The organism is Pseudomonas sp. LJDD11 (assembly GCF_024584215.1).
Taxonomy (GTDB): domain Bacteria; phylum Pseudomonadota; class Gammaproteobacteria; order Pseudomonadales; family Pseudomonadaceae; genus Aquipseudomonas.
The window spans coordinates 109,553-121,999 of sequence record NZ_JANJFL010000020.1 but is presented as its reverse complement, the minus strand read 5'-3'; the positions used below and the strand labels follow the sequence as shown (position 1 = coordinate 121,999).

At 59.9% G+C, this 12,447-nt stretch carries 10 protein-coding genes; 2 read left to right on the top strand and 8 right to left on the bottom strand.

The window, feature by feature from the left end; genetic code table 11:
• Positions 1–138: 138 nt before the first annotated feature.
• Positions 139–789, bottom strand: a complete 651-nt coding sequence (locus tag NRB16_RS20900) for an energy transducer TonB (protein WP_257106843.1) — start codon at positions 787–789, stop codon at positions 139–141.
• Positions 790–1,437 (bottom strand): TonB family protein, encoded by a 648-nt coding sequence (locus NRB16_RS20895; protein WP_231906385.1) that lies wholly within the window; start codon positions 1,435–1,437, stop codon positions 790–792.
• A 322-nt stretch (positions 1,438–1,759) separates the two neighbouring features.
• On the opposite strand from NRB16_RS20895, the gene glpT reads away from it, so the two are divergent.
• Entirely contained in the window at positions 1,760–3,109 is a 1,350-nt protein-coding gene (gene glpT, locus NRB16_RS20890) for a glycerol-3-phosphate transporter (RefSeq protein WP_045484794.1), read from the top strand.
• Between the two features lie 11 nt (positions 3,110–3,120).
• Here glpT and NRB16_RS20885 read toward each other — a convergent pair whose 3' ends face one another.
• The 5 genes from NRB16_RS20885 to trxA all read right to left on the bottom strand — a co-directional run bounded on the left by NRB16_RS20885 (position 3,121) and on the right by trxA (position 8,426).
• A complete protein-coding gene (locus NRB16_RS20885) occupies positions 3,121–3,786 on the bottom strand; it encodes a gamma-glutamylcyclotransferase (protein ID WP_045484797.1) in 666 nt (221 codons plus the stop codon).
• A gap of 274 nt (positions 3,787–4,060) precedes the next feature.
• A complete protein-coding gene (locus NRB16_RS20880; protein WP_045484800.1) occupies positions 4,061–5,026 on the bottom strand; it encodes a CDP-6-deoxy-delta-3,4-glucoseen reductase in 966 nt (321 codons plus the stop codon).
• Complete coding sequence (gene ubiD / locus NRB16_RS20875; RefSeq protein WP_045484803.1) at positions 5,026–6,492, bottom strand: 4-hydroxy-3-polyprenylbenzoate decarboxylase; 1,467 nt, start codon at positions 6,490–6,492, stop codon at positions 5,026–5,028. Before ubiD ends, NRB16_RS20880 begins: the two co-directional genes overlap by 1 nt.
• Before the next feature lie 114 nt (positions 6,493–6,606).
• Entirely contained in the window at positions 6,607–7,866 is a 1,260-nt protein-coding gene (rho, locus tag NRB16_RS20870; protein WP_045484805.1) for a transcription termination factor Rho, read from the bottom strand.
• 233 nt (positions 7,867–8,099) lie between these two features.
• Positions 8,100–8,426, bottom strand: coding sequence for a thioredoxin TrxA (gene trxA, locus NRB16_RS20865; protein ID WP_045484807.1), 327 nt, complete (start codon positions 8,424–8,426; stop codon positions 8,100–8,102).
• Between the two features lie 321 nt (positions 8,427–8,747).
• On the opposite strand from trxA, the gene ppx reads away from it, so the two are divergent.
• Positions 8,748–10,250, top strand: a complete 1,503-nt coding sequence (gene ppx / locus NRB16_RS20860; RefSeq protein ID WP_045484809.1) for an exopolyphosphatase — start codon at positions 8,748–8,750, stop codon at positions 10,248–10,250.
• Here ppx and ppk1 read toward each other — a convergent pair.
• A complete protein-coding gene (gene ppk1 / locus NRB16_RS20855; RefSeq protein ID WP_253139925.1) occupies positions 10,237–12,447 on the bottom strand; it encodes a polyphosphate kinase 1 in 2,211 nt (736 codons plus the stop codon). The genes ppx and ppk1 overlap by 14 nt on opposite strands.

The window sequence follows — 12,447 nt, the reverse complement described above, 5'->3', positions numbered from 1 at the left end:
AAACACAGGATGGGGCGGTTTTATGGATGTTAACCCCTATGACCGCTTCGCGGTGGCGCTTTCATCCCCCACCTGAAGGAAGGGGCTTTTCGCGCCAGCTTGGTAAACCAGCCGCCCACATCCTTATTCTAGAATCTCTTACATTACCTCCCGGACCTTCTCCGGTAACTGGTCGACGTAGCGACTCGCCGGGTTGGATTTACACCGGGCAATGATATTTGCACGCGCCTCCAGTAACGCCACGACCAAGTCCTGACGCTGTGCGTCAGAGAGGTAAGTACGGATCACCGGATCGTGAGACAGGTAGCGCTCAGTCTGTTCAAAAACGCTGGGGTCACTCGAACGGCGAGGCAGCCACCAGGCGTTTCTTTTACGCACTTGTTCGTTGAGCTGATGACAAAGCACCTTCTTGAGCTTGACGTTGTGAGCAAGCGACTGCCGCTGACCTTCCGTCTCCCCATAATTCACAGTGACTCTTATCACCTCGCCCTCTGGCGATGAGGCAGGCGGGGTCCAGGACTGGAAGCGCCACTGTTCGACGGCCTTGCGGGCAATCGCGATGAACTCCGGATCAGTGCCTTCGACCACTTCGACAAACTGCACCGAGCCATCGCGCCGCACCAGGATGCGAACGGAGATCTGCGCTGGCCAGGGCGCGTCCCGTAGCGATTGGGGACGCTCGAAATCCGGCATATGCAACGGTACGGGCCATGAATTGGCGGCCATGACCTGATTCGCCAACAGGCCGGCAACCATCACAAAAATGCAGACAATCATCTTGCCGGGCATTTACAACCCCTCCTGCGGCTCAGCCGCCGTGACCAGCATCCTTGTGATCGGTAGGGGCAAGTAATCGCCATAACGACGCTCAGGATTACGCCGGCAGCTTCTGATGATCCGGGGAATGGCCGCTTCCAGCTTTTTGAGCATGTCGTGGCGTTCGGCTTCGCTGTGTTGCGAGGCCGCATAGCTGCTGTGCAAGAATTGACCGGTGTACCAGAACAGGTCTATCTGGGTCAGTGACGCATTGGGAAACTGCCGTATCTGGGCCTGGACCTCATAGTTGAGGTAGGCGCAGCGAACATTGCCAAGGCCGATGTTGATCTCGGTATTGAAGCTGGCCAGACCGTGAGAGCCGAAGATCACCGGCAAGGTAAAGGCGACCCGCGCCGGGGCGCCGACGGTACCGAGCCAGGGCCTGAACTGCCAGCGGCTCAACGCCTGCTGTGCAGCCTGCGCCAGCGCCGGGTGGCTGCTTTCGATCACCTGGACCTCGACCACCGTACCCTGGGCGTTGACCACCATCAGCGCGCGCACCTTGCCAGCGTGCCGCGCCTGGACCATCGGCTGCGGAAAGTCCGGCGCCGGGGTCCGTACCGGCACCAGCAGCCCTGGCGCACCCTCGGCCGTACACGCGAATAAACATACAACCATCATCAGCCATTTCATTTGGGTGCCCGCCAGTCAAGCGCTTGAGCGCAATGCAGGCGATGCTAGGCGCAGCTGGCAGGGGCTAGAAGTTCATGGCTTCCGAGGGTTGTGTAGGAACGCTCTGAAATAACTGGTATGCCAGTGAACAATTCTGCAATAGCCCACCCTAGTGAACCCTTGGGTTTGGCTCAGGCCTGGCCGGCAATGTTCACAAATGAACGGAAAACATTAGTTTTTTGCGATTTCTTTGTATCAGGATGCTGCTTTTTTCTGTAACGAAAATGTAAGATTCATTTTCGCAAAAGAACAAGAACCGGAGCATCCCCCAATGTTTGCGTTTTTCCGTCCTGCCCCCCACAAGGCCCCGCTGCCTGAAGAACAGATCGACAGCACCTATCGGCGTCTGCGCTGGCAGGTCTTCGCCGGCATTTTCATCGGTTATGCCGGTTACTACCTGCTGCGCAAGAACTTCTCGCTGGCCATGCCCTACCTGATCGAGGAAGGCTACACCCGTGGCCAACTGGGCGTGGCGATGTCGGCCATTGCCATTGCCTATGGCCTTTCCAAGTTCCTCATGGGGCTGGTGTCCGACCGCTCCAACCCACGCTACTTCCTGCCGTTCGGCCTGCTGGTCTCGGCGGGTGTCATGTTCGTGTTCGGTTTCGCACCTTGGGCGACGTCCAGCGTGACGATCATGTTTATCCTGCTGTTCATCAACGGCTGGGCCCAGGGCATGGGCTGGCCGCCCAGCGGGCGGACCATGGTGCACTGGTGGTCGCAGAAAGAACGCGGCGGCGTCGTGTCGTTGTGGAACGTGGCGCACAACGTCGGGGGCGGCCTGATCGGTCCGCTGTTCCTGCTCGGCCTGGGCTGGACCAACGACTGGCATGCGGCGTTCTATGTGCCGGCGGCGGTGGCTCTGCTGGTGGCAGTGTTCGCGTTCGCAACCATGCGCGACACCCCGCAATCGGTAGGTCTGCCGCCGATCGAGCAATACAAGAACGACTACCCGCAAGGCTACGACGCCAGCCACGAACAGGAATTCAGCACCAAGGAAATCTTCGTCAAGTATGTGCTGCGCAACAAACTGCTGTGGTACATCGCCTTGGCCAACGTGTTCGTCTATCTGCTGCGCTATGGCGTACTGGACTGGGCACCGACCTACCTGAAAGAAGCCAAGCACTTCACCGTCGACAAGACCTCGTGGGCCTATTTCCTGTACGAATGGGCAGGTATTCCGGGCACCCTGCTGTGTGGCTGGATGTCAGACAAGATCTTCAAGGGCAATCGCGGCCTGACCGGCATGGTGTTCATGGCGCTGGTGACCGTCGCCACCCTGGTCTATTGGCTGAACCCGCCGGGTAACCCGACCGTAGACATGATCGCCCTGGTCTCGATCGGCTTCCTGATCTACGGCCCGGTCATGCTGATCGGTCTGCAAGCCCTTGAACTGGCGCCAAAGAAAGCTGCCGGTACCGCGGCAGGTTTTACCGGGCTGTTCGGCTATCTGGGCGGTTCGGTCGCAGCCAGTGCCGCGATTGGTTACACCGTGGACCACTACGGCTGGGACGGCGGCTTCGTGCTGTTGATCGGTGCCTGCATCCTGGCCATGGCGTTCCTGGCGCCAACCCTTAAGCACAAACAGGTCGCCAGCACCTCACGCGAAAGCAAGGCCTGAATCAGCCTGATTCAGGCGCGTGCAGCACAGCGCTTGAGCCGCGCCTCCAGATTAAGATCTGGCATGGCGTGGCTGCGCAGCGCCTGAACGGTCTGCTGCACATAATCGTGAGTCGTTCCTGAGCGCCCACAGGCGCTGGCCAGCACCTGGCTCAGGACGCTGTCGGGCAGATTGCCTGCGTAGCTGGGCAAATGCCGCTCCAGCACAAACCCTAACGCCTTGATCTTGCGACCATCCTCCAGTCGGCAACTGAGCCAGTGCGGACGATAGGAGGGGTAAGGCATCTCGCGCTTCCACAGCGCCAGCAACGACTCTTCCAGGCAGTGCTCAGGTAAACGATAGGCAACGCCAGTGCACGAGCCACCACGATCCAGACCAAATACCAGCCCGGGAGCTGCCGGCGTGCCACGATGCTCGTGGGACCACAGGTACAGCCCGCGGTGATAACCGTGCACCCGCGCGCGCTGACGCTCCACGGTAGAGCATTCCGGACGCCAGATCAGCGAGCCATAAGCGAACAGCCAGACCGGCCCGCCCTGGTGCTGTTGCAGCGTGGCGTGCATCGAGGCCAGCAGTTGCTCGTGGGTCAACTGCGGACCGAGGTCAATAACAGGAGGGTAAGTCAGCCCCAGACCGTCGTGTACGGCTGCGGCGAGATCGTTGATTGGATTGCCCATGTATCCCCCTGGCGGGGTCAGCGCCAGTCATGGCCGGCCTTGCAGTGCGATGAAACGCTTTCTCCAGGCCTGCCGATCGTGCAAAAGCGAGTACCAAACGAATAAGGCGGCCAGAGATGAAACGATTCTGGCCACCGCTTCATACTGGCACGAAGCAATTTTTAATCCAACCGCACGAAGCTGCAAAACAGGTCTAAATACACTGCAAACCAAGAACTTTTAGGAATAACAGACCCTGCACTCGTCATATGCCGCACGCCACAGCCTGGCGCCGTCAGCGTGGCGCGTAGGCAAACACATCGGCGCGCATGTGATGTGCATCCATGCCCGCTTCGACCAGCGCATCAAGGGTTGCATAAACCATTGCCGGTGAGCCGCTGGCATACACATAAACACCTGAGAGGTCGGCAATGTCTTCGCGAACAGCCTCGTGCAGCAGCCCGCAGCGCCCGTCCCAGCCACACAGGTCGCTGACCACCTTGTGCAGATGCAGGTTGGGCAGGCTCTGCCACTGCTCCCAATGCTCGATACCGTAGAAGTCCTCCGGACGGCGTACCCCCCAGTACAAATGCACCGGATGCTTGAAGCCGTTAGCCCGACAATGCTCGATCAGACTATGCATCTGCGCCATCCCGGTACCGGCGGCGATCAGCACCAGCGGGCCATCGGGCAGCTCGGCCAGATGGGTGTCACCCAACGGCAGCTCGACACGGGCGATGCCGTCACGCTGCAATTGCTCAAGCAATGCCCGGGCGCCCGCCTCACGGACCAGCACATGCAATTGCAGGTCGCGGCCGCTGTGCGGTGCACTGGCCAGCGAGAACGCCGACTTGCCGCCGCCGTCACGTTCGAGCATTAGGTACTGCCCGGCGTGATAGCGCGGCAGTTTGCCCGCCGGCGTGCGCAGGCCGATACGCCAGACATCGCCACCGACCGCCACGCACTCGCTGACCTGGCAGGCCAGCTTGCGCACCGGCAGTTCGCCCAAGGCCAGCACGCCGTCCCACAACACGATGCAGTCTTCCAGCGGCTCGGCCACACAGGTGTAGATCTCGCCGTGGTCGTGCTCCATGCCCGCCTGCGCGACCCGGCCTTCGACCAGCAGGGCTTCGCAGACATGACAGTTACCGTTGCGGCAACTGTTCGGGCACTCATAGCCCAGCCGCTGGGCCGCCGCCAGAATGGCCTCGCCGGGCAAGGTATCGAGAACGGCGCCCGAAGGCTGCAAGGTTACGCGCATCAATCTATTCCCAGCTGATTCCAGATCTCGTCCACACGGCGTGTGACCGCCTCATCCTTGACGATAACCCGGCCCCACTCGCGACTGGTTTCACCCGGCCATTTGTGCGTGGCATCCAGGCCCATCTTCGAGCCCAGGCCCGACACCGGCGAGGCGAAGTCCAGGTAATCGATCGGCGTGTTGTCGATCATTACCGTGTCGCGCTTGGGGTCCATGCGCGTGGTGATGGCCCAGATGACGTCGTTCCAGTCCCGCGCATTGATATCGTCGTCGGTCACGATAACGAACTTGGTGTACATGAACTGTCGCAGGAACGACCAGACACCCAGCATCACGCGCTTGGCATGGCCGGGGTACTGCTTCTTCATGGTCACCACCGCCATGCGGTAAGAGCAGCCTTCAGGCGGTAGATAGAAGTCAGTGATCTCCGGGAACTGCTTTTGCAGGATCGGCACGAATACTTCATTGAGCGCCACCCCGAGAATCGCCGGCTCATCCGGTGGCCGGCCGGTGTAGGTGCTGTGGTAGATCGGCTTTTGCCGATGGGTAATGCGCTCGACGGTGAACACCGGGAAACTGTCGACTTCGTTGTAGTAACCGGTGTGATCGCCATACGGGCCTTCGTCGGCCATCTCGCCGGGATGAATCACCCCTTCCAGAACGATTTCGGCAGTGGCCGGCACTTGCAGGTCGTTGCCCCGGCACTTGATCAGCTCAGTGCGACTGTCGCGCAGCAGACCGGCGAACGCGTACTCGGACAGGCTGTCCGGTACTGGCGTGACAGCGCCGAGAATGGTGGCCGGGTCTGCACCCAGAGCCACCGATACCGGGAACGGCTTGCCGGGGTTCTTCGCGCACCATTCCTTGAAGTCCAGCGCGCCGCCGCGATGGCTGAGCCAGCGCATGATGACCTTGTTGCGGCCGATCACCTGCTGGCGATAGATGCCCAGGTTCTGGCGCTCTTTGTTCGGCCCGCGAGTGACGGTCAGGCCCCAGGTGATCAGCGGCGCGACATCGCCCGGCCAGCAGGTCTGCACCGGCAGCATGCCAAGATCCACGTCATCACCTTCAATGACCACTTCCTGGCAAGGCGCATCCTTGACCACCTTGGGCGCCATGGCGATGACTTTCTTGAAGATCGGCAGCTTGGACCAGGCGTCCTTGAGACCCTTGGGCGGCTCGGGCTCTTTAAGGAAGGCCAGCAGTTTGCCGATCTCGCGCAGCTCGTCAGTGGACGACGCGCCCATGCCCATGGCGACCCGCTGCGGGGTGCCGAACAGGTTGCCCAATACCGGAATATCGAACCCGGCGGGCTTTTCGAAGAGCAGGGCCGGGCCCTTGGCTCGCAGGGTGCGATCACAGATCTCGGTCATTTCCAGTACAGGGGAAATGGGCATCTGGATGCGTTTCAACTCTCCGCGCTGCTCAAGCTGCTGCACGAAGTCCCTTAGATCCTTGAATTTCATTGACCCGGCCACTTTTACAAAGAGGTGCACATCGTACCTGCTCTGTGCAGACGCGCCAGCGTACAGGCAAAAAAAATGGCGCCGCGAGGGCGCCATTTTCGATGAGACTGTCCGTTACTTGCGTTTCATGGACAGGAAGAACTCATCGTTGGTCTTGGTCGTCTTGAGCTTGTCGGTCAAGAACTCGATGGCGGCGATTTCGTCCATCGGGTGCAGCAGCTTGCGCAGAATCCACATGCGTTGCAGTTCGTCGTCGGCGGTCAGCAACTCTTCACGGCGGGTGCCGGAACGGTTGATGTTGATGGCCGGGAAGACGCGCTTCTCGGCGATCCGACGGTCCAGGGGCAGTTCCATGTTGCCAGTACCCTTGAACTCTTCGTAGATGACTTCGTCCATCTTCGAACCGGTTTCGATCAACGCAGTCGCGATGATGGTCAGCGAACCGCCTTCTTCGATGTTACGCGCAGCACCGAAGAAACGCTTCGGCTTCTCCAGGGCGTGAGCATCGACACCACCGGTCAGGACCTTGCCGGAGCTCGGGATCACGGTGTTGTAGGCGCGCGCCAGACGGGTGATGGAGTCGAGCAGGATGACCACATCCTTTTTGTGCTCGACCAGCCGCTTGGCCTTCTCGATCACCATCTCGGCAACCTGCACGTGACGGGTCGGCGGCTCGTCGAAGGTCGAAGCGACGACTTCGCCGCGCACGGTGCGCTGCATTTCGGTCACTTCTTCCGGACGCTCGTCGATCAACAACACGATCAGGTGGCATTCAGGGTTGTTGCGGGTGATATTGGCCGCGATGTTCTGCAGCATGATGGTCTTGCCCGCTTTTGGCGGAGCGACGATCAGGCCACGCTGACCTTTACCGATGGGTGCGCACAGGTCGATGACCCGGCCGGTCAGGTCTTCGGTGGAGCCGTTACCGGCTTCCATTTTCAGGCGCTTGTTCGGGAACAGGGGGGTCAGGTTCTCGAACAGGATCTTGTTCTTGGCGTTTTCCGGGCGGTCGAAGTTGATCGAGTCAACCTTGAGCAGGGCGAAATAACGCTCGCCTTCCTTTGGAGGGCGGATCTTGCCGACAATAGTGTCGCCGGTACGCAGGTTGAAGCGGCGAATCTGGCTTGGCGAGACGTAGATATCGTCCGGGCCGGCCAGATAGGAAGCATCTGCGGAACGCAGGAAACCGAAGCCGTCCTGGAGGATCTCCAGCACACCATCACCGGAGATTTCTTCGCCGCTCTTTGCGTGCTTCTTGAGCAGGGCGAAAATCACATCCTGCTTGCGCGAACGGGCCATATTTTCTATGCCCATCTGTTCGGCCATTTCGAGCAGATCGGTAATCGGCTTTTGCTTGAGTTCAGTCAGGTTCATATGGGAATGAAGTAATCGTATATGAGGGGAAATTAAGCCTCTGGCTTAATGAGACCGCGCCGCAGAGATGGCGAAAGGATCGCGTACTGAATCGAAAGGAGAGCGTCGGCGACGGCTTGCAGGGGGCAACGGAGAAACCGTTGCGGGGCCGAATGTAACATCTGGATTTTCAGGCGTCTAGTGCGCGTCCTGAAAAAAACCCCGCATTTAGCGGGGTCTTGAACAGCCCGGCCTTACAGGTGGGCGTCGAGGAAAGCCGCCAGTTGCGACTTCGACAGGGCGCCAACTTTAGTGGCTTCAACGTTGCCGTTCTTGAACAGCATCAGGGTCGGGATACCACGTACACCGTGCTTGCCAGGGGTGTCGGCGTTTTCGTCGATGTTCAGCTTGGCGATGGTCAGCCGGCCTTCATAGGTCGAAGCGATGTCGTCCAGAACCGGAGCGATCATCTTGCAAGGGCCGCACCATTCTGCCCAGTAATCAACCAGCACGGGGCCCTGAGCCTGAAGAACTACTTCTTCGAAGGTGGCGTCAGTGACGTGTTTGATCAGGTCGCTCATGGAATTCTCCGGGTTGCTAGGCTAAAAACGTCGTTCATCATAGCGGGCCTGCTGGCATTCAGGAAGTAATCGATCATTGACTCTGTCTATGATGGCGCATCACTGTGGTTATAGCTCAGCACCTGAGCGCAAGCGCACTGAACGGATATCCGGCCACTCAGCTTTGTGAGAACACCGATTCATGCGGCTTTTGCGGGCCTGACAATTGGACCGGTGACCGGCTTTTTCAGCACGCCATGACGCCGCACCGTACAGCTTCGCGTTGGCGTGCGCCATGGTTCGTGGCAGGATGTTGCGGTCATTGACCGGAATCTCCTGACCATGCCTCACACCAAAGCCAAGAATCTTTCTCTGATCGCTGCCATCGACCTGGGCTCAAACAGCTTCCATATGGTGGTGGCCAAGACCAATCAGGGCGATATCCGCATTCTTGAGCGGCTGGGCGAGAAGGTACAGCTGGCGGCCGGCATTAATGAAGAGCGGCAACTGACCGAAGAGTCGATGCAGCGCGGCCTGGACTGCCTCAAGCGCTTTGCGCAACTGATCAACGGTCTGCCACTGGGCGCGGTCCGGATTGTCGGCACCAATGCCCTGCGTGAAGCCCGCAACCGCAATGAATTCATTCATCGCGCCGAAGCCATTCTCGGCCACCCCGTAGAAGTGATTTCCGGCCGCGAAGAAGCGCGCCTCATTTATCTGGGCGTCTCGCACACCCTGGCCGACACCCCCGGCAAGCGCTTGGTAGCCGATATCGGCGGCGGCAGCACCGAATTCATCATTGGCCAGCGCTTCGAGCCATTGCTGCGCGAGAGCCTGCAGATGGGCTGCGTCAGCTTCACCCAGCGTTATTTCCGCGATGGCAAGATCACCCCGGCGCGCTATGCCCAGGCCTACACCGCAGCTCGTCTGGAGTTGATGAGCATCGAGCAGGGCCTGCACCGCCTGAAATGGGACGAGGCCATCGGCTCCTCAGGCACCATTCGCGCCATCGGCGCGGTACTGAAGGCCAATGGGCATGGTTCCGGCGAGGTCAACGCTGAAGGTCTGGCCTGGCTCAAGCGCCGCCTGTTCAAACTGGGCGATATCGAAAAAATCGACTTCGAAGGCATCAAGCCCGATCGTCTGGCGATCTTCCCCGCCGGGCTGTCCATTCTTGAGGCGATCTTCGATGCCCTGGAACTGCAGCGCATGGATCACTGCGAAGGCGCGCTGCGTGAAGGCGTACTCTACGACCTGCTGGGCCGCCATCATCACGAAGACGTCCGCGAACGCACCCTCAATTCCCTGATGGAGCGCTATCACGTCGACATGGAGCAGGCTGCGCGGGTCGAGCGCAAGGCACTGATGGCGCTTGAACAGGTCGCCGCAGCCTGGGACCTGGAAGACGAAAGCTACGCCGAGCTGCTGAGCTGGGGCGCCAAGGTGCATGAAGTGGGGCTGGATATCGCCCACTATCATTACCATAAGCATGGCGCCTACCTGATCGAGCACTCCGACCTGGCAGGTTTCTCCCATGAAGACCAACAGAAGCTGGCCCTGCTGGTACGCGGCCATCGCCGCAACATCCCCAAGGACAAGTTCGCTGAATTCGGTGATGAAGGCATCAAGCTGATTCGCCTGTGCGTGCTGCTGCGCTTCGCCATCCTGTTCCACCACATCCGTGGCACTCAGGAAATGCCGCAGGTGGTGCTGCGCGCCGACGGTCCGAATCTCGACGCGCAGTTCCCGGATGGCTGGCTGGAAAACAACCAGCTGACCCAGGCCGACTTCGCGCTGGAAGCGGAGTGGCTGACCCGGGTCGGGATCGTCTTCAGCTCACGCTGATGATCGGCTTGCTCAGGCGCTCCAGCAGGGTCGCCTGGGCACTGCGGGCATTCTGGTTGCCGGTCGGGCTGGTACGGATGTAACGGCCGTCGGACTGCAGAATCCAGCTATGGGTGTTATCGGTCAGATACAGCTCCAGCTCTTTCTTGACCCGCAGGATCAACTTCTTGCTGTCCACCGGGAAGCAGGTCTCGACGCGCTTGTCGAGGTTACGCTCCATCCAGTCGGCACTGGACAGGAACATCTGCTCATCACCGCCATTGAGGAAGTAATAGACCCGGGTGTGCTCCAGGAAGCGACCGATGATCGAGCGTACCTGAATATTGTGCGACACCCCCGCAATGCCCGGTCGCAGGCAGCACATGCCGCGCACCACCAGATCGATCTTCACCCCGGCCTGGCTGGCCTTGTACAACGCGCGGATGACTTTCGGGTCGGTCAGCGAGTTGAACTTGGCAATGATATGCGCCGGCTTGCCTTCCGCGGCAAACTGGGTTTCCCGGGCAATCATGTCCAGGATGCCCTTCTTGAGGGTGAACGGCGCATGCAGCAGCTTCTTCATGCGCAGGATCTTGCCCATGCCGATCAACTGGCTGAATAGCTTGGACACGTCTTCGCACAGCGCATCATCGGACGTCAGCATGCTGTAGTCGGTGTACAGCCGCGCGTTGCCGGCATGATAGTTACCGGTGCCCATGTGCGCGTAACGCACGATGTCGCCGTTCTCGCGGCGCAGGATCAGCATCATCTTGGAGTGGGTCTTGAAGCCGACTACACCATAGATCACTACCGCACCTGCCGCTTGCAGGCGGCTGGCCAGTTGCAGGTTCGACTCTTCGTCAAAACGTGCCCGCAGCTCAATGACCGCCGTGACTTCCTTGCCGTTGCGCGCCGCATCCACCAGCGCATCGACGATCTCGGAGTTGGCACCACTGCGGTACAGGGTCTGGCGCACAGCCAGCACATGCGGGTCTTTGGCGGCCTGGCGCAGCAGGTCGACAACCGGCGTGAAGGACTCGAACGGGTGCAACAGCAGGATGTCCTGCTTGCGGATCACGCTGAACAGGTTTTCGCTGTTCTGCAGCAATTTGGGAATCGCCGGGGTGAACGGCGGGTATTGCAGCTCTGGATGACTGTCCAGACCGGTAATGCTGAACAGGCGCGTCAGGTTGACCGGGCCGTTGACCTGATACAGCTCCGACTCGTTCAGGCTGAACTGCTTGAGCAGGTAGTCTGACAGGTGTTTCGGGCAGGTATCGGCCACCTCCAGGCGTACCGCGTCACCGTAACGACGCGAGAACAGCTCGCCGCGCAGGGCACGGGCCAGGTCTTCGACGTCCTCGGAGTCCAGCGCCAGGTCGGCGTTACGGGTCAACCGGAACTGATAGCAGCCCTTGACCTTCATACCCTGGAACAGGTCATCGGCGTGCGCATGGATCATCGACGACAGGAACACGAAGTTGTCGCCAGGCCCACCGACGTCTTCAGGCACCTTGATGACCCGTGGCAGCAAACGCGGTGCCGGGATAATCGCCAGACCCGAATCGCGACCGAAGGCGTCGACGCCTTCAAGCTCGACGATGAAGTTCAGACTCTTGTTGACCAGCAGCGGGAACGGGTGGGTAGGGTCCAGGCCGATCGGGGTGATGATCGGTGCGATTTCATCACGGAAATAGCGGCGCACCCAGGTCTTGAGCTTGACCGTCCAGTAACGACGACGAATGAAGCGCACCTGATGCTTTTCAAGCTCCGGCAACAGGATGTCGTTGAGGATCGCGTACTGGCGATCCACCTGCTCGTGGACCTGCTCGCTGATACGCGCCAGCGCCTGGTGCGGCTGCAAACCATCGGCGCCAGCCAGCTCACGGGCAAAATTGATCTGTTTCTTGAGGCCCGCCACGCGAATCTCGAAGAACTCATCCAGGTTGCTGGAAAAAATCAGCAGGAACTTCAGCCGCTCCAGCAGCGGATAGGACTCATCCAGCGCCTGCTCCAGCACCCGGATGTTGAACTGCAATTGGGCCAGTTCACGGTGGATGTACAGGCTGCTGTCGTCCAGGTTGGTAACGACAACTGCAGGGGCCGCGGTAACAGGGGTCTCGACGACCTGCTCAAGCTCAATGGCAGGCTCAACCACAGGTGTAGCCTCCTGAACACTGACTTCTACGGTGGCTTGGGTGAGTCCTTCGGTATTCAT